Source organism: Parasphingorhabdus sp. SCSIO 66989 (assembly GCF_032852305.1).
GTDB lineage: Bacteria > Pseudomonadota > Alphaproteobacteria > Sphingomonadales > Sphingomonadaceae > Alterisphingorhabdus > Alterisphingorhabdus coralli.
The window spans coordinates 1,348,036-1,372,766 of the sequence record NZ_CP136594.1; the positions used below are offsets into that span (position 1 = coordinate 1,348,036).

At 54.3% G+C, this 24,731-nt stretch carries 34 protein-coding genes; 17 read left to right on the forward strand and 17 right to left on the reverse strand.

Going from position 1 to position 24,731, the window contains the following annotated elements; all coding sequences use genetic code 11:
* The first annotated feature begins 37 nt into the window (after positions 1-37).
* From RB602_RS06310 to RB602_RS06380, 15 genes are all read left to right on the forward strand, one after another.
* Positions 38-817, forward strand: coding sequence for a phage tail tube protein (locus RB602_RS06310; RefSeq protein ID WP_317083951.1), 780 nt, complete (start codon positions 38-40; stop codon positions 815-817).
* Between the two features lie 18 nt (positions 818-835).
* Entirely contained in the window at positions 836-1,297 is a 462-nt protein-coding gene (locus RB602_RS06315) for a phage pre-tape measure protein (RefSeq protein WP_317083954.1), read from the forward strand.
* 199 nt (positions 1,298-1,496) lie between these two features.
* Positions 1,497-4,964 (forward strand): phage tail length tape measure family protein, encoded by a 3,468-nt coding sequence (locus RB602_RS06320; protein ID WP_317083956.1) that lies wholly within the window; start codon positions 1,497-1,499, stop codon positions 4,962-4,964.
* Positions 4,961-6,682 (forward strand): hypothetical protein, encoded by a 1,722-nt coding sequence (locus RB602_RS06325; protein WP_317083958.1) that lies wholly within the window; start codon positions 4,961-4,963, stop codon positions 6,680-6,682. The genes RB602_RS06320 and RB602_RS06325 overlap by 4 nt, the downstream gene beginning before the upstream one ends.
* A 3-nt stretch (positions 6,683-6,685) precedes the next feature.
* Entirely contained in the window at positions 6,686-7,501 is an 816-nt protein-coding gene (locus tag RB602_RS06330) for a phage BR0599 family protein (protein WP_317083959.1), read from the forward strand.
* Positions 7,502-7,509: 8 nt separating this feature from the next.
* Complete coding sequence (locus RB602_RS06335) at positions 7,510-7,746, forward strand: hypothetical protein (protein WP_317083961.1); 237 nt, start codon at positions 7,510-7,512, stop codon at positions 7,744-7,746.
* Positions 7,747-7,938: 192 nt separating this feature from the next.
* Entirely contained in the window at positions 7,939-10,200 is a 2,262-nt protein-coding gene (locus tag RB602_RS06340) for a phage tail protein (RefSeq protein WP_317083963.1), read from the forward strand.
* A 54-nt stretch (positions 10,201-10,254) separates the two neighbouring features.
* Positions 10,255-11,895, forward strand: a complete 1,641-nt coding sequence (locus RB602_RS06345) for a DUF2793 domain-containing protein (protein WP_317083965.1) — start codon at positions 10,255-10,257, stop codon at positions 11,893-11,895.
* Positions 11,868-12,809 carry a D-alanyl-D-alanine carboxypeptidase family protein gene (locus RB602_RS06350; RefSeq protein WP_317083967.1) on the forward strand — a complete coding sequence of 314 codons (942 nt, stop codon included), beginning with the start codon at positions 11,868-11,870 and terminating at the stop codon, positions 12,807-12,809. The genes RB602_RS06345 and RB602_RS06350 overlap by 28 nt, the downstream gene beginning before the upstream one ends.
* Positions 12,810-12,886: 77 nt before the next feature.
* Entirely contained in the window at positions 12,887-13,249 is a 363-nt protein-coding gene (locus tag RB602_RS06355; protein WP_317083969.1) for a DUF7940 domain-containing protein, read from the forward strand.
* Positions 13,239-13,847 (forward strand): glycoside hydrolase family protein, encoded by a 609-nt coding sequence (locus RB602_RS06360; RefSeq protein ID WP_317083971.1) that lies wholly within the window; start codon positions 13,239-13,241, stop codon positions 13,845-13,847. Before RB602_RS06355 ends, RB602_RS06360 begins: the two co-directional genes overlap by 11 nt.
* On the forward strand, positions 13,847-14,260 hold the full coding sequence (locus RB602_RS06365; protein ID WP_317083973.1) for a hypothetical protein: 414 nt from the start codon (positions 13,847-13,849) through the stop codon (positions 14,258-14,260). Before RB602_RS06360 ends, RB602_RS06365 begins: the two co-directional genes overlap by 1 nt.
* Complete coding sequence (locus RB602_RS06370) at positions 14,257-14,547, forward strand: hypothetical protein (protein ID WP_317083975.1); 291 nt, start codon at positions 14,257-14,259, stop codon at positions 14,545-14,547. The genes RB602_RS06365 and RB602_RS06370 overlap by 4 nt, the downstream gene beginning before the upstream one ends.
* Positions 14,544-14,897 (forward strand): hypothetical protein, encoded by a 354-nt coding sequence (locus RB602_RS06375; RefSeq protein WP_317083977.1) that lies wholly within the window; start codon positions 14,544-14,546, stop codon positions 14,895-14,897. The genes RB602_RS06370 and RB602_RS06375 overlap by 4 nt, the downstream gene beginning before the upstream one ends.
* A 9-nt stretch (positions 14,898-14,906) precedes the next feature.
* Positions 14,907-16,577, forward strand: a complete 1,671-nt coding sequence (locus RB602_RS06380) for an RNA polymerase sigma factor sigma-70 region 4 domain-containing protein (RefSeq protein ID WP_317083979.1) — start codon at positions 14,907-14,909, stop codon at positions 16,575-16,577.
* On the opposite strand, the gene RB602_RS06385 is transcribed toward RB602_RS06380, so the two are convergent.
* The 5 genes from RB602_RS06385 to RB602_RS06405 form a co-directional block, all read right to left on the reverse strand.
* Positions 16,574-16,846 (reverse strand): hypothetical protein, encoded by a 273-nt coding sequence (locus RB602_RS06385; protein WP_317083981.1) that lies wholly within the window; start codon positions 16,844-16,846, stop codon positions 16,574-16,576. The two genes, RB602_RS06380 and RB602_RS06385, sit on opposite strands and share 4 nt — an antisense overlap.
* 17 nt (positions 16,847-16,863) lie before the next feature.
* Complete coding sequence (locus RB602_RS06390) at positions 16,864-17,826, reverse strand: DNA-methyltransferase (RefSeq protein WP_317083983.1); 963 nt, start codon at positions 17,824-17,826, stop codon at positions 16,864-16,866.
* A 364-nt stretch (positions 17,827-18,190) separates the two neighbouring features.
* Positions 18,191-18,445, reverse strand: a complete 255-nt coding sequence (locus RB602_RS06395; RefSeq protein WP_317083984.1) for a DUF2312 domain-containing protein — start codon at positions 18,443-18,445, stop codon at positions 18,191-18,193.
* Between the two features lie 26 nt (positions 18,446-18,471).
* Positions 18,472-19,095 carry a hypothetical protein gene (locus RB602_RS06400; protein WP_317083986.1) on the reverse strand — a complete coding sequence of 208 codons (624 nt, stop codon included), beginning with the start codon at positions 19,093-19,095 and terminating at the stop codon, positions 18,472-18,474.
* Positions 19,092-19,412 carry a hypothetical protein gene (locus RB602_RS06405; RefSeq protein ID WP_317083988.1) on the reverse strand — a complete coding sequence of 107 codons (321 nt, stop codon included), beginning with the start codon at positions 19,410-19,412 and terminating at the stop codon, positions 19,092-19,094. The genes RB602_RS06400 and RB602_RS06405 overlap by 4 nt, the downstream gene beginning before the upstream one ends.
* Positions 19,413-19,471: 59 nt before the next feature.
* Between RB602_RS06405 and RB602_RS06410 the strand changes: the two genes are divergently transcribed.
* Positions 19,472-19,687: a hypothetical protein gene (locus RB602_RS06410; protein WP_317083989.1), complete on the forward strand. Its 216-nt coding sequence runs from the start codon at positions 19,472-19,474 to the stop codon at positions 19,685-19,687.
* A 29-nt stretch (positions 19,688-19,716) separates the two neighbouring features.
* Here the strand turns inward: RB602_RS06410 and RB602_RS06415 are convergent, their stop codons facing one another.
* Positions 19,717-20,394, reverse strand: a complete 678-nt coding sequence (locus RB602_RS06415) for a nucleoside triphosphate pyrophosphohydrolase family protein (RefSeq protein WP_317083991.1) — start codon at positions 20,392-20,394, stop codon at positions 19,717-19,719.
* A gap of 352 nt (positions 20,395-20,746) precedes the next feature.
* On the opposite strand from RB602_RS06415, the gene RB602_RS06420 reads away from it, so the two are divergent.
* Positions 20,747-20,971 carry a hypothetical protein gene (locus tag RB602_RS06420; RefSeq protein ID WP_317083993.1) on the forward strand — a complete coding sequence of 75 codons (225 nt, stop codon included), beginning with the start codon at positions 20,747-20,749 and terminating at the stop codon, positions 20,969-20,971.
* Here RB602_RS06420 and RB602_RS06425 read toward each other — a convergent pair.
* From RB602_RS06425 to RB602_RS06470, 11 genes are all read right to left on the reverse strand, one after another.
* Positions 20,956-21,183 (reverse strand): hypothetical protein, encoded by a 228-nt coding sequence (locus RB602_RS06425; protein WP_317083995.1) that lies wholly within the window; start codon positions 21,181-21,183, stop codon positions 20,956-20,958. The genes RB602_RS06420 and RB602_RS06425 overlap by 16 nt on opposite strands.
* Positions 21,180-21,356, reverse strand: coding sequence for a hypothetical protein (locus RB602_RS06430; RefSeq protein ID WP_317083996.1), 177 nt, complete (start codon positions 21,354-21,356; stop codon positions 21,180-21,182). The genes RB602_RS06425 and RB602_RS06430 overlap by 4 nt, the downstream gene beginning before the upstream one ends.
* A gap of 170 nt (positions 21,357-21,526) precedes the next feature.
* Positions 21,527-22,225 carry a DUF2786 domain-containing protein gene (locus RB602_RS06435; protein WP_317083997.1) on the reverse strand — a complete coding sequence of 233 codons (699 nt, stop codon included), beginning with the start codon at positions 22,223-22,225 and terminating at the stop codon, positions 21,527-21,529.
* Positions 22,222-22,491, reverse strand: coding sequence for a hypothetical protein (locus RB602_RS06440; protein ID WP_317083999.1), 270 nt, complete (start codon positions 22,489-22,491; stop codon positions 22,222-22,224). The genes RB602_RS06435 and RB602_RS06440 overlap by 4 nt, the downstream gene beginning before the upstream one ends.
* Before the next feature lie 64 nt (positions 22,492-22,555).
* The gene (locus RB602_RS06445; protein ID WP_317084001.1) at positions 22,556-22,744 is read right to left on the reverse strand and encodes a hypothetical protein; all 189 of its coding nucleotides are present in this window, start codon (positions 22,742-22,744) and stop codon (positions 22,556-22,558) included.
* Positions 22,741-22,917: a hypothetical protein gene (locus RB602_RS06450; RefSeq protein ID WP_317084002.1), complete on the reverse strand. Its 177-nt coding sequence runs from the start codon at positions 22,915-22,917 to the stop codon at positions 22,741-22,743. The genes RB602_RS06445 and RB602_RS06450 overlap by 4 nt, the downstream gene beginning before the upstream one ends.
* Entirely contained in the window at positions 22,910-23,362 is a 453-nt protein-coding gene (locus tag RB602_RS06455) for a hypothetical protein (RefSeq protein ID WP_317084004.1), read from the reverse strand. Before RB602_RS06455 ends, RB602_RS06450 begins: the two co-directional genes overlap by 8 nt.
* Positions 23,363-23,517: 155 nt before the next feature.
* The gene (locus RB602_RS15395; protein ID WP_406568396.1) at positions 23,518-23,748 is read right to left on the reverse strand and encodes an NrdR family transcriptional regulator; all 231 of its coding nucleotides are present in this window, start codon (positions 23,746-23,748) and stop codon (positions 23,518-23,520) included.
* On the reverse strand, positions 23,748-23,966 hold the full coding sequence (locus RB602_RS06460; RefSeq protein WP_317084006.1) for a hypothetical protein: 219 nt from the start codon (positions 23,964-23,966) through the stop codon (positions 23,748-23,750). The genes RB602_RS15395 and RB602_RS06460 overlap by 1 nt, the downstream gene beginning before the upstream one ends.
* Positions 23,963-24,445, reverse strand: a complete 483-nt coding sequence (locus RB602_RS06465) for a hypothetical protein (protein ID WP_317084008.1) — start codon at positions 24,443-24,445, stop codon at positions 23,963-23,965. Before RB602_RS06465 ends, RB602_RS06460 begins: the two co-directional genes overlap by 4 nt.
* Positions 24,442-24,690, reverse strand: a complete 249-nt coding sequence (locus RB602_RS06470) for a hypothetical protein (RefSeq protein WP_317084010.1) — start codon at positions 24,688-24,690, stop codon at positions 24,442-24,444. Before RB602_RS06470 ends, RB602_RS06465 begins: the two co-directional genes overlap by 4 nt.
* Positions 24,691-24,731: the final 41 nt, after the last annotated feature.

The window sequence follows — 24,731 nt, forward strand, 5'->3', positions numbered from 1 at the left end:
ATTCAAGTAAACTTGAATTTCGACAATGGAGGAAATTATGTCCCGGCAAATCCAAAATCAGACTCTCGGACGCGGTGAGGTCCACTTCTCAAAGTTCAAGCCAGGAACGCTTGAGCCAGAGGGTTTCCGTTATTTGGGTGACACCAATGATTTCAACCTGACGGCCAACACCGAAGAGTTGCCCTATTACAGCATGGATCGTGGAACGAAGGTGAAAACCAAGTCCGTGACTTTGCAGGTTGACCATAATGGCAACTTCACCTGCACCGACATCTCGCTTGATAACCTGGCGTTCTTCTTCATGGGTCTCAGCCTGACCAATACACAGGCGGGCGCAACTGGCGTCACTGAGACGATTGAGGGCGTTCAGCTTGGGCTTTCATACCAGATCGGCCAGACTGCGCAGTCCCTTCTCGGTGTGCGCAGTGTCACGCTTAATACCGCGACTGTGGGCGCTACGCCTCTGGTCGAAGGCACCGACTATCAGCTTGATGCGCCACGCGGTATCCTCACCATTCTTGAGGGCGCAACCAACGTCTCTGCTGGTGCCAGTGTCGAACTCAACTATGATGTTGCTGCCGTGAACGTGGATCGTACCATCTCCGGCAACACTCAGATTGAAGGCGCTATTCGCTTCGATGCCTATAATGCCGAAGGCGACGATAAGGACTATCGGATGCTCTATGTCCGGCTGTCCCCCAATGGCGATCTGGCGCTCAAAGGCGATGATTGGATGACGACTCCGTTCAATGTCGAATGTCTGCGTCCTCCGGGCATGGAAGCCATTTATGTCGATGGTCAGCCTTACACAGCATAATCGTGAAAGGCAGGGACGATGGCCAATCTGAGAGACATTGTTGTCAAAACTGAGACTGTCACGGTGGGCGATGCTGAGTTCAGCGTCGGTCCCCTGACAGCGGCGGACATTCTTGGGATTTATGGCGTTCATCGTGACGCCATCTCGGTAGTGTTCGAGCGCAACCAGGACGGATTGGAAGAGAGCGATCTTTTCCTTGATGTGATCGCCACTTTTCCTGAGATCGTGGCCGAGGTTATTGCTCGTGCTTCGGGTGATCTTAGCGAAGAGGCTATCAGCGTTGCGCGCCGTCTTGATGTCGGCGTTCAGCTTATGGCGCTTGAGAAGATCGGCAACCTCACCGTTGAGTCCGCAGGTGGTTTGGGAAACCTGGTGGCCCTGGTCCAACGCCTGATGGCAGGGTTGGGGCAAAAAACGGTCGAAGCAAAATCACACCTGAGCGCTTCATCCGCCGCATCCGAGAACAATGCTCCCTCCTAATTGAAGCCGGTCACGCCGGGGCGTGGGATTACCCTTTGTGGCTGGTTTACGAGGAAGCTGAAATCGTGGCGAACAGGAAGAACAGCCAAATCGCAAGTGAAGCACTGCTGTTGCAGTCTGCCGTCGCAACCCTCTTTTCAAAAGAGGGGTTTGACGACTTCAAGAAACTCGTGACCGGGTTGATGGGAGACCAGTAAACATGGCGAGGCGTGATGTCACACTAGCCATTAAAGCGCGTAATGAGGCAGATAGAGCGATTGACTCTATCTCGTCCTCGTTGCGGGCGCTCGCTGGCATACAGGATCAGGTTGGGGACACCGGGGAACGGACAGGTGATACCCTTGGTCGTTTGGGCCAGTTGTTTGCCACGCTTGATTCTGCCTACTCCCGGCTCGATCAATCGGTCAACGCCACGCAGGCCAGCATGTCGTCGCAAGAGGCGACTTTGGCCGAAAATGAAGCGCGCTACTCTGCATTGCGTCGGGAAATCGAAGCTGCTGAACAAGCCATCGTCACAACCCGTATCGCAATACAGAACGATGGTTCCGAGCAACTGGTTGGCCGTTTGGCGGGCGCGCAACAAGCCTATCGCCGGTTGGTCGGTGAAGCCGGTCGATTGGAAGCAAAGATTGAAGGTCAGCGATCCGATCTGGCTGCCACGGGCGTTGAATATGACGGCCTGAAAAACGCCGCGACCGCCGCGCAGATCGCTATGGGCGACATGGGTAACGCCGGTGAGCGTGAAGCAATGCGCGTTGCCGCAGCTTCTCGTGACGCGGCGGCAGCATTGCGCGACCAGGCACAAGCGGCGCGTGAAGAAGTCAACGCCAGAAACGCCCAATCAGCGATCAACGCCCAACTTGGTGTCAGGGATTTTGACTCCGGCGCTGCCCGGTCGTCGGCTGCTGTATTTGAAGAAGACGCCAGAGCCAAGCGAGAGGCGGCGGACGCCACTCGTGAACTTGAAACCGCTGCCGCCGCTCTCAGACAGCGCGCCCGCCCGCTTGCCGTCGAGCAGGAACGCATCAATCAAGAGATGACCCAGGCCCGTGACCTTTACAAAGCGGGCAAGATCAACATTCGTGATCTCACAGCAGAGTTGGACCGGCTTGAGCATGAGTTGAAGCAGGTCGATACGGCACAGAAAAGCGTCAATAGAAACGGCTCTGCTGAAATCCGGGGTGTTCTCGGCTTGCGTCCTTATGAGATGCAGAATCTCGCCTATCAGATCAATGACGTGTTCACTCAGATTGCGTCAGGTACACCAGTTTCGCAGACCTTTGCGCAACAAGGTGGCCAAATCATTCAGATTTTTCCCAAGCTGTTGACCGGCTTTTTGCGCTATGCGCGGGTACTAGGTCTTGCTGGTGTTGCGCTTGCCCCTGTCGTCATAGCCATGGGCCGCTTGAACGAGCAGGCGCAAATGCAGAGGCAGTTTGCCGCCTCCCTTGCATTGACCGGCCAAAACGCTCGCCAGAGTGCAGACGACCTGATGGAGCATGTAGCGGCTGTCGAGGCTTTGGGTGAAAGCAGCGAAGATGCGGCATCTGTTGTCGAAACCTTCATGCAGAACTCCATCAACCCTGAGATGATGGACGCCATGGCCGCCGCTGCCCAAAACGTCGCGGAAATCAGACGCCAAGACCTCACCGAAGCCGCCGAGGATGTCGCAAAAGCGTTCAGTGGCGGCTACAAGGAAATTGCTAAGTATGACGATGAGTTGAATTTCCTCACCTTGTCGGAACGCGAACAAATCCGCGCCATGTTTGAAAGTGGCCAGGAGAGCGATGCGCGTGATCTGGCTTTCCAGCGCTTCTTTCGGAACTCACAACAAAGGGCCGCTGAACTCGAAACATCGTGGGATCGCATGGTTGATGCCATGTCTGGTGCCTGGTTGGACTTCAAAAACTGGTTGGCTGATCTCGATGTATTTGGAACTCTCCGTGAGGAACTAGACAGCGCATGGGTCGGTGCAACATATCTCATAAACCGTATTCGCGGGATGAGTCATGAAGCAGCGGGTAATGCGGCGGTTGGAAATACGCAGGCATCACAAACCCCTTCCGGTGACACGCTAGATACTGACGACCCAAGAGTCCTAAAGCGAGAGAGCGATAAACGGCGCGAAGAAGAACTTGCCGAGCAACGGCGCCGTGGTCGTCGGCGTCGGCGCAGGGGCGGCAAGTCTCTGGCCCAAATGCAGGCAGAGTTTAACCGTGAGATTGCGCGGGAGAACGAAGAGCGGGAAATTCAAGCCGGTTTTGTCGAACGTACCAATGTTCTCGCCGGTGAAAACCTGATCCTTGAACAGCGCCGCCAAGCTATCGCAACGGCCATTCGGAAAGCCGAAGAACGCGCCAGCCGTGACAGCAAAAAACGGCTTACCCTAAGCGCCCAACAGCGCGAAGAAATTGCACGAACTGTTGGCCTGGAGTTTGATGCCAACAATCGACGTGCGATAGCCAATGCTCGACGTGAAGAGCATGAGCGGCGAGTAAACGAACTGCTCGGCCAACGCCAAAGCCTTGCGCAATCGCTTGAGTTCACATCACCGGACACATCTGAGTTTGATGCGATCCAAACTCGCTTGTTCAGAGTAACCAGCACTCTTGCTCAAGCACGGCAGGATTCCATCGCCGAATGGGAAAAGGTGTTGGGTGATCCGCAGCAATTGGCATTGTTGGAAATGACCGCCGCTGAGGTCAAGAACATCATCGGCGATCTGCGCAACGCAAGCAATGCCGAGCGCCGCGAAATGCTTGATGCGATGGTCCAAGCGAACGACCAGACTGTCAATGATCTGACCGCAATGCGCGACCTGTTGCAAGAGCAGATTTTCTTTGCTCAGGTACAGGGTCAACCGGGTCGAGTGGGCGAACTCGAAACACAATTGGCCCAGGTGAACGAAAGGCTGATTGACGCTTCGGTAAACGCCATCGAAATGTGGCGCTCGCTGAGAGGTTCGCCGGAAGACCTTGCGACCATGGGCCTCACAGCAGCCGAGGTCGATAACATCATTCTCGGTCTTGAAAACACCATTGCGGCAACAAAAGAACTACGGACTCAGTTTCTCCGGGCAGGGCAGGCGCTCAATCAGGAACTTTCTCAAGGCGGCGCAAACGCCATGGAAGAGTTCGCTCGATCTATCGTGGACGGCGAAAACGCCTTGCTCTCATTCGGGCGAGCCTTCCTACAATTTGCGTCCGACTTCCTTTTGAATATCGCTAGGATGATAGCGCAACAGGCGATCTTTAACGCACTGTCGAACGGCAGTCCGGGTGGTGTTGGTTCGGGTGGCGTCGGTGGCGCGATCTCTACTGCTATTGGCAGCTTGTTCCACGGCGGCGGTGTTGTTTCAAACGGCGGTCGGTCGCGGCGCGTTGCTGCCTCGGTGTTTGCCAATGCCGCTCGTTACCACAATGGCGGCATCGCCGGTCTTCAACCCGATGAAGTGCCCGCGATACTAAAACGTGGCGAAGAAACCATAACCCGCGATGATCCGCGCCACCGATTCAATCAAGGTGAAGGCGGCAAACAGGTTAGCCAAATTCTTGCTATTGGCGAAGAGCAAATCGCCCAAGCGATGAACAGCGCAGCGGGACGCGAAATGCTGCTTACGTTCATTCGCACCGAGCGCGCTACCGTCAGACAGGAACTCAACATATGATCGCCGATCATTTGCTTCCTGTATGGGGCTTGAATCCCAATTGGGCGCAGCCGGTGCTTGAGCGGCTGGAATGGCTCACAGACGTTCTTGTGTCCGTGTCGGGTGCTGAGCAGCGCATAGCGCATCGCCTAGCGCCCAGGCGCACTATAGAGGCGCGTTTCAACCCACTGGACAACGAAAGAACCTTTGTTGACCTTGCGCTACACCGCCTCGGCACGAGCGAATGGATGGTGCCGCTCTGGTTCGACATCGCACCCCTGACACAGCCGGCGGTAGCCGGTACGACGAGAATTGACTGTGAGACCGAGTTCCACGAGTTCTCGGCCGGCGGGATGGCATGGCTCGTGGGCGATGGGCAATTCTCCGGTGAAAGTGTCCGAATTGCGGCTGTCGATGCAAACGGTCTCGACCTGGTTGAGCCTCTGAACAACACATGGTCGGCGGGTAACGCCGTTCAACCTATGCGACGTGGGCGGTTTGACGATCCAAACTTGTCCGCGATTACCAGCCGGGTTGGCGAATTAGAAATCCGCTTCGAGATTATTCAAGGCAATGACCTGCAAAGCATCGGTAATTGGGAGCGCACCCATGAAGGTCTGCCGGTGTTTACGCGGGAGCCGGAGTGGAGCAACGAAAGCAGCATTGACCCCTCATGGCTGTCATCTCAGTTTGACCCAGGCTTCGGGTTGAAGTCTGTTGTCGATTCCGCAGGGCGGGCTTACCGAAATCAGGAACTCAACTTCATCCTGATAGGTGCTGCTGACCGTTATGCCTATCGTCAGATGCTTTATCGGCTGAACGGCCAGCAGACCGCAGTGTGGTTGCCGTCTTTCTCCGACGACATCACAGTCGCGACTGACGCGGCGAGCGGAGCAACCTCAATGTTAGCGGAACAATTCGGCCTCGCTTATGTGGGTGGCCCGACAAGCGGTAAAGAGCATGTCATTTTACCGGACGGTCAGATCACCCGCATTTCAAACGCGACCCTTGAGTCCGATGGGAATGAAAATCTCGCCCTGGTTGGCCCGATAACTGGTCCAGTTTCTTCGGGTGATCGTATCAGCTTCATTGAGCGTACACGCTTGGCACAAGATGCGGTTGAGATCGAACATTTGGGCGACAATGAGGGCGTGGCTCGGTCGGCACTCACCTTCAAAGGTGTTTCTGAAATTCGCACCGCAACAACCGCCGTGCAACCAATCCCCCAAGCTGAAATCGGTTTTGCAGAGTGCGGTTCACCGGAGGAAGGGAATCAGTGCGCGGTCTATGTTCCCCCGCCCGTTTTCACCGGCTGGTATGCGCGTGGAATCTTCCAAATCTTCAATGAAACAACACCGATCAATCAAGTGTTTATTCGCGTCAGAGGACCGCAGGTAACGACGAACGAACTGGATTTCGGCATAGTGCCTGGCTCAGACCAGAACTACCCGGATGGCACACCGAAGGTCCGCTACACACCAACGCGGGTTGAATTGTATTTCAATGACCCAAGGGCATTGAATCTCTCAGAGATCGAATTGCAAGTGCAGTTCCCATTTGGGTCTGTCGGTGTGGGCATGGTCGGTACGTTCAGTTGGCAACCCTGGAACGTCCAATTCGCGTCCGACCTGTTGCCACGAGTATCGCAGGTCATAAATCCCGGCCAGCAAAGCGAGGCGTATGGCAGCCCGTTCGAGCTGCGATCCCTCTTTCCAAACGACTTTTTCTTCGGGGTGTAAATCATGTCTTTTGACAGCCAGGAAATCTCCAATGCGTCCGGTCGCCCGATCTTTTTCTATGAGTTCTATTGGGGTCAATCTCGCTGGTTCTATAATTCCAGCGACCGCAATCTCCAACTCGACGGGATAAGTGACGAGTACGTTGCAGCACCGATAACCAACGACACTTTCACCTTTGGCGGTCAGGAGCAGGAAGACTTCAAGATTGACATGCAGGCCGATCTCCCTGTCCCGGCACTTTTTCGTGGCACACCACCAAGCGAGCCGGTGCGCGTGGTCGTGCTGCGAAAACATGCGGATGATCTTGAAACGACCGTTTTCTTCGCTGGCCGGGTCAACAACGTCAAGCGGGACGATGAAGGTAAAGCTACACTATTTTGCTCGGCTGGCCGTTCCGGTCGAGGTGGTTTGCGTCTCACCTGGTCACGAACCTGCCCGCATATGCTCTACGACTCCCAATGCAAAGTTGATCGGGAAGCCTTTGCTGTTCAAACAACCATAACGGCTCTGAGCGGAAACAGCTTCACCATTGCCGCCGAAGCCAATGCTGACATCACCTATTTCAACGGTGGGATCATTGCATGGGACGCGGACGGTAACGGAACGCTTGAGCAGCGCACCATTGAGCGCGGCATCTCGACCACCGAGTTTTTGATCTTCGGACGTTCCGATGGGCTGAGTGTCGGTCAAGCGATCACACTTTACCCCGGCTGCAACCGAAGGCCGGAAACCTGCAACGACAAATTCAACAACATGGCCAACTATGGCGGGATTGCCCAAATGCCCGGTGAATCTCCCTACGGTGTCAATCTGTTCTGAGGCGTAATATGGCACTTCCTTTTCTCACCAGTTTCGCACTATTCCTCGCACATTACGCGATCTCGTCACTGCTGACTCCGACGCAGCGAAATCGACCGGCCACGCTCGAAGAGTTCGATTTCCCGCAGGTTGAAGAGGGCACCGAACAAGCTGTGTTCTTCGGGGATTGTTGGACCGAAGATTGGCAAGTCCTTTGGTATGGGAATCTGCGCACCAAAAAGATCAAACAGGGAGGTAAAAAGTGACCGATCCTGTTGTTCGTGTTCGCCATATCCGGGCCGCTCGGCTTTGCACCGGGGGCGCTCGCCGCTGGTTCGCTTCTCGTGGGCTGGATTGGTCCGCATTTCTCTCGCAAGGGATACCTGCCTCCACACTAGGCCAGTTCGGCGATCCGTTAGCGGCTCGTGCGATCAAAGAAGCCGAGGAGGAGATGACCAATGGCCGGTAAGGGCGGACAGACAGTTGGCTACCATTATCTGATGACGATTGTGGCGGGCATCGGACGCGGGCCGGTGGACGAGCTGCACGAAATCGCTGTCGGCGAGAAGACGGTCATCAAAGACCATTTCTGCGACACCGGGCCATTCGTCATAAACGAGCCGGAGTTGTTCGGCGGTGAGGGGAAAGAGGGCGGTATTCAGGGTGGCTTTTACGTCAATATGGGCGCAGCCGAGCAGGTACTTCCACCGGCCCAAAATGTCGTCATCGGGTCGAAACCTGTTCGTTCTGTGACCGTTCCCGACATTAAGCAGGACATGGGGGGCCTCGTGTCCGAGTTCCGTGGGTTTGTATCAGTGGTTTTTGATGGCCTAGTCGCCTCAATGAATCCCTATCTCAAGGAATGGAAGTTCCGCGTTCGGCGCCATCGGGCAGGTTGGTTCAACAATAATTGCTGGTATGAAGCCAAAGCACCGATCTATCTGGCCAATGGTGAAATCCACGCCATGAATCCGGCCCATATCGTGTATGAGTGCCTGACAAATCCCGAATGGGGTAAGGGGGAAGACCCTGCATCGATCGATGAAAACAGTTTCATTTACGCCGCCAATCTGTTCTGCTCAGAGAGTTTTGGTCTTTGCATCAAATGGAACAGGCAAGGCGACGTTGACGACTTCATTGAGACTATCTGCGACCATGTTGGCGCGCTGGTTTATATGGATCGCGTTACTGGGAAATACGTGTTGAAGGTCTTGCGCGGCGACTATGACCCTCAGACAATACCGCACTTTGACCTTGATAGCGGCCTGCTTTCGATAGTCGAAGATGACTCAGGGTCATCGGAACAGGTCAACGAAATCATCGTCAAAGGGTTTGATCCGCGCACCCGTCAACAGTTTGAAGTCCGCGCTCAGAACATTGCTGCATGGCAGGCTCACGGTGGGCCGATTTCCCGCACAATTGAACACCCTGGGCTTTCAACTACGGACCTCGGTGGGAGGGTTGCCCAACGCGAATTGCTTGCACAATCCCCCGGTCTCAAAAAATTCCGCTTGGAGTTTGATCGGCGAGCGTGGCAACTCACTCCCGGCGCGGTTATTCGCATCTCGTCGTCACGCAACAATATCAGCAACTTGGTCGTTCGCCTCGGAAAGATAACCGAAGGCGCGACCGGCTCAGGTAAAATCATGGCCGGAGCGCTCGAAGATGTTTTCGCAATGCCGGAAACCAGTTTCAACGAAGTTGCAACCTCGACATGGACTCCTCCGATCACAGACCCATCGGTCGCGCCGGCCGAGCGACTGATCGAACTCGGTTATCGTGACCTTTATCGGATATTGGGGCCGGGTGATCTCGCTGCGGCTAACCCGGATGATACCAGCATTGGCGCGCTTGCGGTTTCTCCGGGGTCAGGCTCATTCCTTTATGATCTCGCCTCACAGGCCGATGGCGAAACCGATTTCGAGATCAACCAGAGTCTCGACTATACCGGGTCAGCAACTCTCGTCGATCCGGTTGGTGCGCTTGATACGGTTTTGAATCTCAACAACCTCTTTGCGATTGATGAAGAGAGTGTTGACCAGATGGTCATGGTCGATGACGAATTGATGTGGCTCTCAGCCTTCGATACTGTGACAGGGCTTGCGACGGTCGTGAGAGGCTGCGGTGATACAATACCCGCCCCTCATGCCGCATTATCGCGGCTTTGGGTTGTTGATGACGATATAGGCACTGACGGGCGCACCTATCTGAACGGAGAACGGGTGAACGCCAGAGTCCTACCGCGCACATCATCGCGTGTCCTACCACTGGCCGACGCAGCGCTTTTGACCGCCGATATGATTGGCCGACAAGCCCGACCATATCCGCCTGCTGATGTTCGAGTATCGGGCACCAGCATTTACACTCTCACCGGAGAGCATGTTGAGCCGGTCCTAAGCTGGTCGCACCGTGATCGTATAATTCAGGAAGACCAACCAGTCGGTCATCTCGACGCATCCATTGGACCAGAGCAGGGGGTCTCTTACACAGTGCGCGTGTTCGATCTCAGCGGAAACCTAGTCCGCCAAGAGACCGATATATTGGGAACAAGTTGGACCTACACCAACGCTATGCAGACGACCGACAGCCCGCCATCGGTCGTTCGGATGGAACTTGATGCGGCCCGTGACGGTATTTCTTCCTGGCAACGCTACTCTTTCCCCGTTTTCCTGCGTTCTGGCTACGGTTTTGGCTACGGCCTGAACTATGGCGGGGCTTGATCGGGAGCGTTCCGGCAGATATTATTCAAGAAAACTTGAATAGGATTTTTCCTCATGCCTGCCCGCACTCTCCCCAATCTCGGTCTCAATGGATTCTTCGATCTAGGAGAGGACAATTGGAACGACGAGATGGACACCAATTTGCTCAAGCTGTCGGTGCTATCGCAGGGTAACGTCCTGTCAAAACTATCTGCTGAGCCGGGGACACCTGCTGATGGTGATGTCCATATTCTTGACGAGACGAACGCCACAAATCCGAACGCGGTGATAATCCGCGATAACGGCGCTTGGGTCTATGTGACGCCGCAACCGGGCTGGTTGCTTTTCAACCGGGCGCAAGGTTATCACGAACGCTTCAACGGCACTGTATGGGCCGAACTGCTTACTGGTGGCGGTGGTGGAGCGAACTTTCCTCCTTTCGCTGGTCATGCCGGAAGGCCGCTTGTGGTCAATCAGGGTGAAAATGGCGTGGAATGGTCAAATCAACCGCCACTACCCCGCTCTCTTGCTCTGTTGAGGCAATCCACATCTCAAAATTTTCCAGCAAACACCAGTGGCGTCATTACTTTTGGTGCTTCTGACTCTGTGCAGGATCAGGGTGGATTTTGGGATTCCGCCAATCCATCGCTGTTTACAGTTCCGGCAGGCGTCACGACTGTATTGGTGACAGCCTCATTCCAGGTTGCCGCATCATCAGGAAACAGCAATTATGAGTTCTTCATTCGCAAAAATGGGGCGATAACACATCTTCAACGGACGGAAGTTTCGGGTTGGGGTGGGCAAACCATATCAACCATTCTTGACGTGAACCAAGGCGATCTTATCGACTGTGTATTGTGGTCTGAGGACGCTTTTGACACGTTCCCTGAACGCACAACTTTGGCCATCGCGGACATAGGCAGCCTGGGTGTATCACCTGCCCAAATGGAAGGTGTTTTTTGCAGAGTTGAACAAAACGCATCCCAAATTCTCCCTCATAATACCACAACGAGAATTGAATTTCAGAACGTGGTTGAGGACAACCATAATGGGTGGGATTCTGTGAATGATGAGTTCATTGTTCCCCAAGAAGCCGATAACCAAATTGCGGTTATCACGGTAAGTTTCGGCAGAAACAGCGAAGAGGGAACGGATTCCGGTTTCTTGCGACACTCCACCGATGGGGGTGCAAATTTCAGTGTTATCGGGAATACGAGAACGGAAGAAAACTTCTTCGGGAACAATTCTATAACTGCAATTGTTAGAGTCCGAGCGGGAGATATAATACACTTCAACAGTTTCTTCTTTGACAATGTTGGTTCATCTAACAGTTCGACGTTGGGCAATGAACGTGTCAGCTTTTCGTTCATGACCTTCGGCACCACATTGCCGCAAAACACACCATTAGCTTCTGTGAATACCCAAATTGGGACGATCTATACGCCTGTCATTAGCGACGCGAATGGAGTGATTGAAATGGACCAGGCATCCGCAAACACAGTATCACTGCCGTTGAACTCATCTGTCCCGTTTGCCGTTGGTACGACCCTCACAATGACCCAATTGGGCGCGGGACAAACAACCGTTGATGCTCCGGCTGGTGTAATACTCAATGGTGTTGATGGCGGGAATGTGAACCTTAATGGCCAATATGGTATGGCTACCGCCTACAAAAGAGACCTCGATGAGTGGGTCATATCGGGCGCTCTGGTGTGATTGTCCCCGGCCTGATCGCGGCATCTGCAACAACCATTGCGCCGCCTACCCGTCTTCTTCCGGGCCTCAACAGTCGATTCATGGCGGCGTATAACAGCAACCGCGATCATTTGCTGTACAACAACAGGGCGGACGAAAGTTGGGACTTTCCGGCTAGTGTCATCAAAATGGTCACAGTCCTGCTTATTGAGGAATTGAAAGCTGGTGTGATTGATTCTGAAACAATCACCTGGTTGACCCAGGATGAGGAAGACGAGGGGCCGTTCAATTCGAGCGATCTCCCTTTCCAAAGCGGCGATGTCGTCACATGGCGCAACGCTCTCAAAGCTATCATCCTGGATTCGGCTGGTGACGGAACACGCATGGTCGGGCGTATTATCGGTAACGAAGCCTTGGGGCAGCCGATAGAGTCGACTCTTGGTTTGCCGCATTTTGTCACACTGATGAACCAGCGGTGCCGATCCATTCCCGGCTATGGGCGAAGCGTATTTACCGAGACACAAGGCACGGCAAAATATGGGCCGTTGACCGACAACAATCCAAATATGACTGCGCGTGATCTGGCTCTGATCGGGGCTGAGGTATTCCGCAACCCGATTGCGCGAGCCATTGGTTCAATTGCGAGTGACTCCGTTGTAATAGCAGGCCCCAACGCCCGAACCATCTCAACCAGCAACCCCCATGCTGGTGTTGGTATTAGTGGTTTTGCTGGTGGTAAGAACGGCGGCTTCAACTTCAACGGTAATCCACCAGAAGGGCCGACCACGCGGTCACAGATTATGCTGTGGTTGGCACCAAATGGGGATCAGATTTCAATAGCGACCATGGACTGTGCCAGTTCGGCGGAACGATCCGCAGATGTCACCGCCATTTTGAACGCCCTACCAAGCGATTTTCCGTACCTAGCGGCATAGTCGATTCACCCTATGGCGGGGGGTAATATTGCGGTATTATTCAAGAGAACTTGAATAACGATATATTGGTCTCCCCCATGAAGCGAATTGCCCAATTCCTTGAGCAAACACTTGCGCCTTATTGGTACTACTGGTTGCATTGGTGGTCACACCATTTTGGTCTTGTGGTCCGCTTTCTTGATGAAAAGCTGGTCCCCGACTGGCGTGACTGGTGGCAGTGGTGGTCATACCGCTTCGGTGTAATCGCAGGTTTCTTCATGCAATTCGTTCTCTGGCCGCCAGAAGCAACGCTCGTCTTTTGGAATATGGTTCCAACGGACGTTCAATATTTGCTCCCCGGCAACCTTCATCTCTACTTGGGCATGGCTTTCAGCGCGGCGGCATTGCTTGCCCGCCTCGTAAAACAACATCCGAAGAAAGGGCAAGCAGATGAGCAATGATAAGAAACCTGGTATATCGCGTGGCCGCAAAGCGGCGGCTGGATCACTAGCTGCAATTGTGGGTTTCAGCGCGGCAGCTTCCTTGTTTGTGCTGGTCCCCAAGGACGAGAGCGGGCGCACGGTTGAGGTCGAGTTGGCCGATGACGGCAAACCTACCGTAACACACATTCGCGGCAAACAGTATCTCAAAGCCTATCTTGATGTCGCCGGGATTCCGACCGCATGTGACGGGATCATCAAAAATATAAAGATGGGTCAGACGTTCACCGAAGAGCAGTGCGCCGCCAAACTCGAACGAGAACTGGTCATTCATGCCCGTGGCGTCATGCGCTGCACACCTGCTTTCCGAAACCACCCTGACAAGGAAGCCATCGGCGACACCATCGCAGCCACGGTTTCTTTGACCTATAACATCGGCATCGGCGGCTATTGTGGTTCCTCGGCAGCACGGGCCTTCAACCGTGGTGATTGGCGTCATGCCTGTGACCGTTTCCTGCCATGGAACAAAGCTAGGGTGAGAGGTCGCCTGCGGGTGGTTCGTGGCCTCAAACTGCGCCGTGAACGCGAACGCAAACTTTGTCTCAAGAGCATCGCCTGATGTTCGACTTCTCCGACAAGTTCGCAACCATCGGCCTCGCTGCCGCTCTGGCCGTCGCGGTGATCGGCAATGTCGGCCAATGGCTTCATACCCAACGTCTGAACAGCCAGATCGCAACGCTCGACCGGCAGATTAACGATCCGAATACAGGCTTTGTCGCCAAGCTGACCACCTGCAAGGCCAATACCCAGGAACTACAGAGCGCAATCGACACGCAGAACGCCTCGACCGCCATTAACGCGGCCAAAGAAGCGGCTACGCTCGCCGAAGCGACCGCTACCGTGGCCGAGGCCAATACGGCCAGTGATAAGGCTCAGGAACGAGCAGAGGGCATCATGGCACCGATTGGGGAGGGTGATGTCTGTTCACAAATCCTCACGCTTGATGAGCGATTGATGGAGAGTGTTCAATGACCCGTATAGCCATCCTTGCCGCACCGTTGCTTTTGACCGGCTGTTTCTTTGGGGCCACCCCTGAGCCGGAGATCAGAACGCAGACGGTTTATGTTGATCGGCTGATGTCCTGCGTACCAGAGAATCTAAGAGCAGCGCCCGAATACCCCGACACAGACGAGCAGATCGCGGCCAGCGACGGACCAGCAGATCGCTATGCGCGTGTTGTGGCCGGTCGCCTGCTGCGTATTGCACGGTTGAACGAGATCGAGCCTGTAATTGAGGCTTGCCGCGAGGTCAAACAATGACCGAAGAAAAGGCGACGATCCAATTACTCGAAAACATAAACAAGAACCTAACCCAACTCAACGAACGGATGCAGTCGTTCGAGGATCGTCAGGCTGATTCCCTGCAACGCCTGGTCGTTCTCGAAGAGCGTAGTTCCAATACGTCGCGGCTCGAAGACAGGATCGACAAGGTTGAAGAAGCCCTGACAAATCGGGCCAACAATCACAGCGACCGCCTCACAAAAGTCGAGGCTCTAGGGCATCGCTTGGACGGCGCGACCAGCGTGGTCGAATGGGCCAACAAACTCTGGCCTCTCTTCGCTGCTGTGATCGGTCTGGTGGGCGTTTACATGGGTTTTATGGCCAAGTGAGGACAGTTTATGCCAGCCTCCCAACACTCACAAGATGAGTTCCTATCCGTATGGAATGACGCTGAGCAGTTTCCGTCAGTTCAAGATGTGGCCGACAAACTCGGCGTGACAATCAGCACAGTGCGACAGCGGGCATCCCGAATCCGGAGAAACGAAATTGGCGTCACCGTCCTCGATCGAGGAAAGCACTATCGCTCGAAGTCCAATGCGGAAGCCCGCAGCCGCAGTTCACGAACTCACGGGGGCAATATACGCCCCGTGGTCGAAGCACCGAGCCAGGTGAGACGTTGGTTGGTCACAGCCGCTCAAGACGATACCCCGGTCTCAGAGCCATTCTGGTCGAACCTCATGGCCTATAGCCGCCATCTCGGTGCCGAGGTTAAGGTTGGTGGCTTCACCTATCAGAAAGGTCTCTTTGAGGACCACGCCAGCCGGAGTGCTGTGTTTGCTGAGAAGGTTCGGCCATACCTTATCCACGAGAATGAAATGCTCGGCCCCCTGCTGTTCGCGGCTAAGATGAACATTCTGCCGACCGCCGTGCGGCCACTGTCAGGGCTTGAGACGTATAGCCGAGGCGCGTGGTGCATTTTTCCTCACGCCAAAACGCAGCTCGCAAGCGTTCCGGCTATCGCAGGTCAACACCCGGCCATGGTGATGACGAGCGGGGCTTGCACTGTTCCCAACTACATTGAGAAAAAGGCCGGCCTGAAAGCTGAATTTCATCACAGCATCGGCGCGGTGATCGTCGAAGTTGACGACGCCGGCCGATGCTTTACGCGACAGATCGGCACGAGCCGAGACGGCTCATTCCAAGACCTCGACATTATCGTTCGCAACGGCCAGATTCTCACTGGTCAGCGTGTTGAACAGATCACCTGGGGCGACATTCACCGCGAGAAGCTGGACCCAACTGTCGCTATGGCGTGTTGGGGTTTTGATATGGAGTCCGGTGAGATCGTCGATCCGGCCAACTCCATGTTCCATACTCTACGCCCGCGCCACCAGGCTTTTCATGACCTGCTCGACTTTCAGGCGCGCAATCATCACCGTAAGGGCGATCACCACTTCATGTTTCAGATGATCGCCGGTGGCACTGATCGCGTGGAAGACGGTCTCAAGGCATGTGCCCAATTTCTCCGGGCGACCGAGGCTGAATGGTGCAAGAGCGTCAATGTCGCATCGAACCATAACGACGCCCTTAGACGCTGGTTGCGGGAAGCTGACCCACGGGCCGACCCAACCAATCTGCCGATCTGGTGCCATCTCAATGACCAGCTATACAGCGCCATAGCGCGTGGTGAAGACGACTTTGACATCTTCCGCTACGCGCTCTCACGCTATGACGAGCAAGGGCTTGAGGACATCGCCTTTGTGCCGCGCAACGGGTCATATGTCATTTGTCAGGAGCATGGCGGTATCGAGATCGGGATGCACGGCGATCAGGGGCCGAACGGGGCACGAGGCACGGCCAACAATCTCATCAAAGTCGCCACCCGAATGAACATCGGCCACTCGCACAGCGCGGCTATCATCGATGGGGTTTATGTTGCGGGCCTTTGTGGGCTTCTCGACCAGGGATACAATGAAGGGCCGAGCGGCTGGTCTCATACGCAGATCGTCACCAACGCCGATGGTAAACGGACACTGGTGACGATCATTGATGGTAAATGGCGGGCCTAGATTGCGATATTGTCGGCGATCCGCTTGATAAAGCCCTTCTCGACATGGCCGAAACGACCGGAAGCAAACTGCTGCCCGACTATCCAACTTAAGGTATTACCGATCTCATCCTCTTCGACATTGGCAAGGAAATGCTCTGCATAACTCTTGCCGGTCCTGAGATCGGTTTCTCTGTCGCCGGTGCGCTCAGGGCACCAATAGTCTTTGTACTCTTCACCGTTGCGCTCGACGACCTGAACGAACGGGGGATTTTTCGTGAAATAGGTCAATGCGGTTTCCTTGGTCTCTACAGTAAATCGTCAATCGAAATGTGTTGCCTCTCCCCGATGGCCACCACGCTAAATCGCTGCTCCATGTCGCGCACATAGTCTTCGTCGCGCTCTATCAGGATGCACTCATGACCCTCCTGTTTTGCAGCCTCACCCGTAGTCCCACTGCCACCGAAGGGATCGAGAATGACTCCCCCCGGTGGCACATATTGGCGGACCAGGTAACGCAGCAAAGCTACAGGTTTGACTGATGGATGTGCGGACCCGGCACGGTCGGTTTTGGTGGCTTTGGGGTTAAGAATCAGTGTTGATGATGGCTTAATTTCAAACGAATGGAAGAACTTGGAGGCATCACCCAATTCGTTCATTACACTATCGGAACCATCATGAACGAGATTGGCCGGGTGGTAGGTCTTCCCGTCTGACCCAATGACACGATTGTTGCCAATGTTGATTGCCCCGGTACTGTGCAACCGGACATTCTCAACGCCGTTCTTCTCTGAGAACGGTTTTTGGGCAACATAAATTGGTTCAAGCGCCGGTTTTTCTGTTTGGGCACCATAGGCCCATCCTTCCCATTTGGCCGCTTCTTCCTCGCTACCACCGGCGCGCATGATTGCCTTATCCATTGGGTGCTGCTTAGGCATCCCGGTCGTATAGGCCCAACCCTTGAACGGATGGATGACAAAACCCGCATCTTCAATGGCCGTTGCCTGCCGGTGGCCGGTGCGCGGGCTGGCGAAAGCCAGCAAATAGGCTCCGGGCTTCATGATCTCGAAGACCAAGCGCCAAAACTCAGGATCAAAACTGATCCGTTTGCCGTCCGCGTCCGCCTGGTCCCATGTCTTGCCAACGAAGCGGCTTCCGGCGCGCCGGAAAGCCCCGTCCGTGCCAAACTTGGCCGGGGCGGCACCAGCTTTGCCGAAACGCTTACCGATGGACTCCAGAAAATATGGAGGATCACAAATCACGCAATGCACCTTTACTCCCTTATCGATCAGCGACCGCAGAACGCGGTACGAACAGCCTTCATGGAGTGTTATGGGAAGCATGACTCAAGACAAACAAGCGAACGAGCAAAAAAATTTCACAGCTTCCCGATCAACCACCGGGCGGCTTGTACTGCTTTTCTTGCGTGTAGGAAAACGAACAGAGAACAAAGCTATAGTTCTCCAATTGTATCAAGACCTTGCTCAACATCGTCTTTGAGCGTGTCAAGAACGCGAGCCGCATAGTCGAAAGGCTCGGAGTCGGCGACTCGCTTGCTATGCTTACGTAGCGTTTGGGCTTTGGCGTCGATCAATCCCATGATTGATTTGCGCTCGTCCGAGATAGCGGGGCCGCTCATAGGTCAACCGCCATGGACATACCAAGGGCCTCTTTATAGACCTCCAAAACGGCTTCCATTTCCTTACGATCATTGGACTCCATCTTGCGCAGGCGAATGACCTGACGCATGATTTTCGGATCATACCCCGACGCCTTGGCCTCAGAGTAAACGTCACGAATATCGTCCGCGATTCCCTTCTTCTCTTCCTCTAGGCGCTCAATGCGCTCCACGAAGAGACGCAAACCGTCGCGTTCTGAATCCTGTTCCATTGAAGTGTCTCCTGAATTGTGTCCGATCATGGGTTTGTCTCCTGTTTGGCTCTTCGACTGCGCCAAGCGTAACCGAACTGCTTGTCGAGGACATGCAGCAACACGCTCCCGACTTCCTCGACCGGCCCCTTGTTCATAATGATGATGCAGCCTGCGTCCTTTTCTCTTGGGAAGACGTAGTTGCGGCTGTCCTTCGACCAGTCGCACCCCTCACGTTCGAGCTGCACAACGATAACCCGCTCCGGGTCAGTCCGGCTTTGCAGATATTCGAGTTCGACCGGGAAACCGAGATCGGTGAAAATCACGATCTGGTTGTCGGCAAGATCACCAAGGGCGTGATATGCTGCCTTGGGCCAGACATCATCGCCAAATTTGGGCTTCATGAACTGTTCTGAGAAGTCGATCATGAACTGCCGCAAGGTGGTATGCCATTCAGGCAAAAACTCGTCCTTGCGGGCCTCATAATCTTCTGGCTGTATGCCAAGAATATAGAGCGCAACATGGCGGATATGCTCTTTGAACTCGGCAATTATCGGATCAGCACCAGTGCGTAGCAGATAACCGAATAATTGGTGCCCTAGTGTGTCTTTACCGGAGCGGGGTGGGCCGTTGAAGAGGATGAAGTACGGCTTTTTGGATTCATCGGTCACAGTAAATCTCCTGTTTCTCCGGTTTCCCCGGCAGCCTTTCGGAACTGAAAAAATAGCGCCCAACAACCAGGCGACACATCGACACCACTGGCCGTTATTGCCCGCTCAAGGGCGTCGAAGCGCATTAGTGCTTTGGTCGTGGCGAGTACGATTTCCTTGAGGGGTTTTGTGAGGTCGTTGGTGTAGGTCCAGGCAATGCAGACCCAATCATCAACAGGTGTGTGGAACCAGCGGAAGAACAGCCGGTGCTTGACCTGCATGGCTACAAAGAACGCACTCCATCCGGGAAGCACAACAAGATCGCGGTTATCGGTCATTGAAAGGCACCAAGCCTCCCGCAAGCAGCGCGACCGGCTGGCGTCATCACGAAGAAGGAATGACCCAACCATTCGTTTTTCAGGCGTATCAGGCGCAGCAATCGCAAGGCCCGCACATCGGCTCCCCGCAGGTGTTGGCTAGGGTACATCGTGTGACCCTCGGCGATAGCGAGCAGCGCCTTTCGAGCGCCGGGTTTCATACCCAAACACAAGGTTATCTCGGTTTCCGTTGGCACCTGGCCATCGAGCCGAACGGAGCCAAAGCGGGGCAGTAACGGAAGTGCAGACGAGCCGCACGGCTGGCTCAGCATTTCTTACCGCCTGCCTTTCTGCGGTTTTCCAGCTTGTGATCTTCCCGCTTGCGATTGAAGGCCCGCTTCTCATCCATGATAGCGAAAAGCGGAATCTCCCATTCGTTTGCGACCGCGATTGTCCGCATAAGGGTCACGGTGAGCCAGTACCGGGCGAGGCGGTGTTTGCCTTTACGGAATCCCTCATCGAACGCCTTGAGGATCGGAGATGCGATAAACGGCAGGCATTGGATTTTGTCGGTGACAGGTACGTGATCCTGCTCACGCATTACGGACGTATGGCCGTGGGTCAGATGGAAGGTGATGAGCGGCTGTTGGCCGCCGATGCGCTGCTCAGCGCCAATAAGGTCGAGCAGACGAATGGTGAAGTCGGCAAGTTCGACATCAAAGCCTGCCCGATCAATCAGTTTGTCGTCGAACTCTTTGTCTTCCGAGGCTTCCTGCAACTCGGTAAGGCAAAGGGATACCATCTCGCCCCGGTTGCGTTCGTGCAGCAGGTCTTTGGGTGGATCGTCCAATGATGACCACCAACCCGCTTTCACGTTTTCTTCGTGAATATCGACCGCCAAACGGTCGAGACCTTTGACCAGATCAACAGGGTTTTTAACGACATCGGCAGTCACGATCTCGCCATCAAACTGCGTCGGCCCTTCATAGATAAGATTGCTCATTGTTCACCTATTCAAGTTTTCTTGAATTAATACTCTAATTTGAAGTGGCCGGAGCGCGGTATTTTGTACCGACGCGGAATTGCATAGAGATAAAATCTCCCGTTCTCACGGCGAGTCGCCATCTCTATTATGCCTTTTTCGTAATCTTTGCGGGCCTTTGCGATGGCTACGGCCTCTTGTCCGCTGCACGGCCATCCGCCTTGGGTTGGACGGCTGGCAACGACATATTGGGGAAGGTGGTTCGTCATAGTTATTCAAGAATACTTGAATAAGTCAAACCGAGCAACCGGGCTGACAGACTTTTTTGCAGTTAATGTTCCGCAATTGTTCTGCATGTGCTAATGCACACAAAATGCCAATCCGACTCTCACCAGATCAGCTTCAATTGCTTGTTCACACAGCGCTCGGCAAAGTGCCGATCAGCTTGCGCCAGGAGTATCATGAGGGTGACCGGGAAGCCGCCGAAGAGAAGATCGCCGCTTTTGTGGTCAGCGAGTTAGACGAATGTGAGTTCTATCACCGAGGATTTCGCAGTGGCCTAGAGCGGGAGTTGCGGCCGGCCTATTTGGAAAAATGACGAATTACCGACAACACTGAATTAGGCTGATTGGTCTCATCTAAATTGACATTCAATTGATGACATGCTTTGCGTGAGTCATCGCACTCCAACACAGTTTTTGCGATCTCGTAATCTCTGTCTTCGTCGGCTGGTAGTCCGTACTTCTCCATCAATAGCGAAACGCCCACGGACGCCCGACCGGCGCGATATTCAATGGATGGGTTTTTCATTTGCCTTTCCTGTCAGCCAGATCGAACAAAATCTCGGTCAACTGCTTACGGTCGCCGGTCCTATCGAACGCCTGTATCTTAGCGATCAATCGCTCATGCAAGATTTCAGCCTTGGCGTCTTGCAAGCCTATTCCCTTATGTTCACGCCGGTCGCGTATCTCTTTGGTCGTCATTGGAGGGATGTTCGGAAACACGGCTGTATTTCCCCGGACACCTGCTGCGCGCATAGGTGGATTATAGGGGTCAAACCGAGTGTCGTTGCCGCTAAGGGTAATAAGACCTCCTTGGGGCCTAAACCACCGAGCGAACGTATTTTTGATGGACTTGAGCATCTGGCTTTCCCTCACCTTAATCTAAGAGTATCGGCGTCTGGTCCACCGACTCCTTGGTTCAACGCCACATTATCAGCGGCAGCTACACCGCGTCCATAGTCAGGCTCATAGTCGCGACTGGATCGGGCCGAGCCTTGTTTGATATTCAACCCTTCATCCTCCATTGCCGCTTCGATCAGGCTGTCACGCAGCACCACGAGTCCCTTGCCGGTTGGTTGTTTCGGTTTCAGATCACGGATGCGCCGACGCAATCTGTCAGCCATGCCGTCGAGAAAGGCATGTGTTTTGCGCCGACGCAGGGAAGGGCGCATCAACCTCAGTTCGTGTGCCAGTTGGTCGCTATAGTGCAGCATCGCAGCGCGGCAGATGTCGAGCATGTAACCAGCAATCTCAACCTCATGGTCAAAACCGAAGAACGATACAGACGGCTTCTCGCCTGGCCGCGATGACCAGTATTTGACGCCGATCATATAGGCGATGCCATCGGCCACCTTCCACAACCGCTCGCCGACAGGATCGTCGAACACCTGCTCGCTCCGGCTGAACTCGTTTTCTCTGAGATCACATTCCTCGACCGACAGATTATACTTAGCGAGCAGATCGGCCACCATAACGGCGGCGGTCGCGGCCTCTTCTTCGGTGCACCCGTTCTCGACGGTCTTCTGCCGGAGCGCCCGGATGCGGGCTGCTATCTTGCTCTTATCGGTCATCGGCTTTGTTCCGGCACCAGACGATGCTTCATGTATTTCTCTTCAAGTGTTGTCGGTCGATAACAACCGCCGTTAAGCCACTTTGCGATTTCCTTTTTTGATTTCCCTCTGGTGTAAATCTGACCATCCGCCATGGAGATAATGCAAAACCTAGTGTCGCTCTCATTATCCCATTTTTCGGATTGTTCTGGTGATAGGTCGCGTGGCTGAAACCCTTTTCTGTCGGCCTCACAGTAACCGATCAGAGCCTCACCGTTGCTGGCCATTGAAGCGCACCAAACTCGACGCCCCGGTCGAATATCATGAATTTCCCATGTGAACTGCATAGTGTTACCGCCTTATCAACCTTTCTAACGCCAACCTCGACCGTTCGTATTCTCGATCGATGCGCTCATGTTCCTCAATGGCTTCATCTGAATCCCAAGGAACAGTGCCTTCAAACGCTTTGTCTTCGACCGCCCGCTCGAAACGGTTGATCGTCCGGGTAATCACGGCGTCGGTTTTGCGTGGATGGCTCATCGCGCCTGCCGATGTTTCGTGTAGGCCGTAAATGCCAGCATGAAGGCGACCGAGCCGAAGGTGATCTCAATGCCGAGCAGCCAAAGTGCGGCCAAGATGAACATGACCATTACCCAACCGTCGATCAGTTGAAGAAAGACCTCAAAAGCCAAGGATTTGATGCGGTCAATCATCGCGGGCTTCTCCCCATTGCTGACACACCTTGACGATTTCGTCGTAATCCTCGGCTTTGGCCATTTCTTCGATCTCGCACATTTGTTGCAACACAACCGAGCGCGAGTGCTGAATATGCCGCTCAACTTCTTCTATGCGGCGTTCGAGCATGGCCGATTTAAGGTCGTCACTACGGCTCTCCTTATTCCAAAGAGCGAGGTCTTCCATACGGATCAGGCGATACCGATTGGGCTGCGTGGGCCGACTGTTGAAGCGTCCGTTCTCCTCCATTGCTTTTATGAAATGTTCAAGAGCGCCTTCGTAATTATGGCGAGCTTCTTGATATTGCTCGTCAACCACGGGAACGCAGTCGTGATGCTCTTTGGCCTTAATCAAAGCAGTAAGGGCATCAAACTCGGCATTTTGCAAATGAAGTTTGCCCAATATTTCCGAAACCTGACTCATCCTAGAAACCCTCCTAAGTTTCGACAAACCCGTATAAATCGTCAAGTTCTGCAACAATCTCGCACATCTGTTGTAAGACGACTGAGCGAGAATGTTGGATATAGCGCTCAAGTTCTTCGATGCGGCGTTCGAGCATGGCCGATTTAAGACTGTCATTACGGTATGCTCCTCATCTCGGCCTCGGCGACTTCATCGACGTTCCGTTCGGCGATGACAAAGCCGAGCAATTCGTCGGGTGTTGCCTCAATCTCGTATGTGGTGAATCGGTGGCCGCAGTTTTCGCACTGGCGGCGTCGCCAAACATGACTGATCGGATCATTTCTCAACCGGACATCAAGCGTCTTGGACTTCTTGTGCCCGCACTGTTTGCAAACGCAGGCCGACATTACGCTATCTCCGCTGTTTCGATGGTTGCGACAAACTGATCCCGGTCAGCTTCTTTGCAGAAGATGAAGGTGCGGCATCCGCGATCCGTGACAGCCGAGACGCACCGACCTATCTGATGCCCGCTCATGGGCGCGACAGAAGTGCAGGAGACAGCTTTGAACGGATAAGTGTCCGCCTGTGCCGCCAGTTGCGCACGGGCCTTGTTATAGCGGCTCATGCCGTGTTCTCCTGCTCACCGCAGCCGCGACCGACGCTATCCTTGTTGCCGGGGTCACAGAACATCTGCCACGGCACCCAACCGTCATGGCAGGCAAAGCCCCATTCGCGAACCTTCTGCCCGGTGGTGAACAGGGAGATGCACGGCTCCCCGTTCACCAGTTCGAGCCGGTGCAACGCCTCTGCCGGACGCTCAACATAGTCACCTGCGACCCGAAGGAACTGGCCCTGCGGAGTGTGTTCGATTAGCCGACCGGCAATGATGTAGCTGGCGTTCGGCCATGGGTGATCGTGCATTGCTCGTTCGTCATCGCTCTTGCGAATCTCATGGAGATAGACGTTGCAAAACCTGTTGCGCGGCACCACGAACCAACGTCGAAGGTAATCATCCCCGATGACGAAATCAGGCTCATTCAGCATTATCATGCCAGCCCATCCGATCATATCGCTGAGCGTGGCGTATTCCGGGTTGACGTTCATTGGCCATCCTCCTGCGGCACCTTGATCGGCTTGCATGAGATGATCGGTGTCGGCAGCATGACAACCTCCTCCGGCACCTTGACGGTGGCGTGAATGAAGTTGTCCTGAAAGGCGCTCTCAGGGAAATCGAAGTGCAACTCTAGCGGTATTTCTCCGGGGCGAACTTCCGGCTGGCGCTTGGTAGTTTTGACCAGGCCGTGCTTGTTGAATACGGCAAAGAATGAAAATGGCTCACGGTCCCTCATGCGACCTTCTCCTGTTTCTTTGGGGTGTTTCGCTTGCTGTC

Excerpts from the sequence above, each read along its gene's own strand:
- RB602_RS06310 (WP_317083951.1), top strand. The coding sequence starts at position 38 with ATGTCCCGGCAAATCCAAAATCAGACTCTCGGACGCGGTGAGGTCCAC.
- RB602_RS06315 (WP_317083954.1), top strand. The coding sequence starts at position 836 with ATGGCCAATCTGAGAGACATTGTTGTCAAAACTGAGACTGTCACGGTG.
- RB602_RS06320 (WP_317083956.1), top strand. The coding sequence starts at position 1,497 with ATGGCGAGGCGTGATGTCACACTAGCCATTAAAGCGCGTAATGAGGCA.
- RB602_RS06325 (WP_317083958.1), top strand. The coding sequence starts at position 4,961 with ATGATCGCCGATCATTTGCTTCCTGTATGGGGCTTGAATCCCAATTGG.
- RB602_RS06330 (WP_317083959.1), top strand. The coding sequence starts at position 6,686 with ATGTCTTTTGACAGCCAGGAAATCTCCAATGCGTCCGGTCGCCCGATC.
- RB602_RS06335 (WP_317083961.1), top strand. The coding sequence starts at position 7,510 with ATGGCACTTCCTTTTCTCACCAGTTTCGCACTATTCCTCGCACATTAC.
- RB602_RS06340 (WP_317083963.1), top strand. The coding sequence starts at position 7,939 with ATGGCCGGTAAGGGCGGACAGACAGTTGGCTACCATTATCTGATGACG.
- RB602_RS06345 (WP_317083965.1), top strand. The coding sequence starts at position 10,255 with ATGCCTGCCCGCACTCTCCCCAATCTCGGTCTCAATGGATTCTTCGAT.
- RB602_RS06355 (WP_317083969.1), top strand. The coding sequence starts at position 12,887 with ATGAAGCGAATTGCCCAATTCCTTGAGCAAACACTTGCGCCTTATTGG.
- RB602_RS06360 (WP_317083971.1), top strand. The coding sequence starts at position 13,239 with ATGAGCAATGATAAGAAACCTGGTATATCGCGTGGCCGCAAAGCGGCG.
- RB602_RS06365 (WP_317083973.1), top strand. The coding sequence starts at position 13,847 with ATGTTCGACTTCTCCGACAAGTTCGCAACCATCGGCCTCGCTGCCGCT.
- RB602_RS06370 (WP_317083975.1), top strand. The coding sequence starts at position 14,257 with ATGACCCGTATAGCCATCCTTGCCGCACCGTTGCTTTTGACCGGCTGT.
- RB602_RS06375 (WP_317083977.1), top strand. The coding sequence starts at position 14,544 with ATGACCGAAGAAAAGGCGACGATCCAATTACTCGAAAACATAAACAAG.
- RB602_RS06380 (WP_317083979.1), top strand. The coding sequence starts at position 14,907 with ATGCCAGCCTCCCAACACTCACAAGATGAGTTCCTATCCGTATGGAAT.
- RB602_RS06395 (WP_317083984.1), bottom strand. The coding sequence starts at position 18,445 with ATGGAACAGGATTCAGAACGCGACGGTTTGCGTCTCTTCGTGGAGCGC.
- RB602_RS06405 (WP_317083988.1), bottom strand. The coding sequence starts at position 19,412 with ATGACCGATAACCGCGATCTTGTTGTGCTTCCCGGATGGAGTGCGTTC.
- RB602_RS06410 (WP_317083989.1), top strand. The coding sequence starts at position 19,472 with ATGACCCAACCATTCGTTTTTCAGGCGTATCAGGCGCAGCAATCGCAA.
- RB602_RS06415 (WP_317083991.1), bottom strand. The coding sequence starts at position 20,394 with ATGAGCAATCTTATCTATGAAGGGCCGACGCAGTTTGATGGCGAGATC.
- RB602_RS06420 (WP_317083993.1), top strand. The coding sequence starts at position 20,747 with ATGCCAATCCGACTCTCACCAGATCAGCTTCAATTGCTTGTTCACACA.
- RB602_RS06425 (WP_317083995.1), bottom strand. The coding sequence starts at position 21,183 with ATGAAAAACCCATCCATTGAATATCGCGCCGGTCGGGCGTCCGTGGGC.
- RB602_RS06430 (WP_317083996.1), bottom strand. The coding sequence starts at position 21,356 with ATGACGACCAAAGAGATACGCGACCGGCGTGAACATAAGGGAATAGGC.
- RB602_RS06435 (WP_317083997.1), bottom strand. The coding sequence starts at position 22,225 with ATGACCGATAAGAGCAAGATAGCAGCCCGCATCCGGGCGCTCCGGCAG.
- RB602_RS06440 (WP_317083999.1), bottom strand. The coding sequence starts at position 22,491 with ATGGCCAGCAACGGTGAGGCTCTGATCGGTTACTGTGAGGCCGACAGA.
- RB602_RS06445 (WP_317084001.1), bottom strand. The coding sequence starts at position 22,744 with ATGAGCCATCCACGCAAAACCGACGCCGTGATTACCCGGACGATCAAC.
- RB602_RS06450 (WP_317084002.1), bottom strand. The coding sequence starts at position 22,917 with ATGATTGACCGCATCAAATCCTTGGCTTTTGAGGTCTTTCTTCAACTG.
- RB602_RS06455 (WP_317084004.1), bottom strand. The coding sequence starts at position 23,362 with ATGAGTCAGGTTTCGGAAATATTGGGCAAACTTCATTTGCAAAATGCC.
- RB602_RS15395 (WP_406568396.1), bottom strand. The coding sequence starts at position 23,748 with ATGTCGGCCTGCGTTTGCAAACAGTGCGGGCACAAGAAGTCCAAGACG.
- RB602_RS06460 (WP_317084006.1), bottom strand. The coding sequence starts at position 23,966 with ATGAGCCGCTATAACAAGGCCCGTGCGCAACTGGCGGCACAGGCGGAC.
- RB602_RS06465 (WP_317084008.1), bottom strand. The coding sequence starts at position 24,445 with ATGAACGTCAACCCGGAATACGCCACGCTCAGCGATATGATCGGATGG.
- RB602_RS06470 (WP_317084010.1), bottom strand. The coding sequence starts at position 24,690 with ATGAGGGACCGTGAGCCATTTTCATTCTTTGCCGTATTCAACAAGCAC.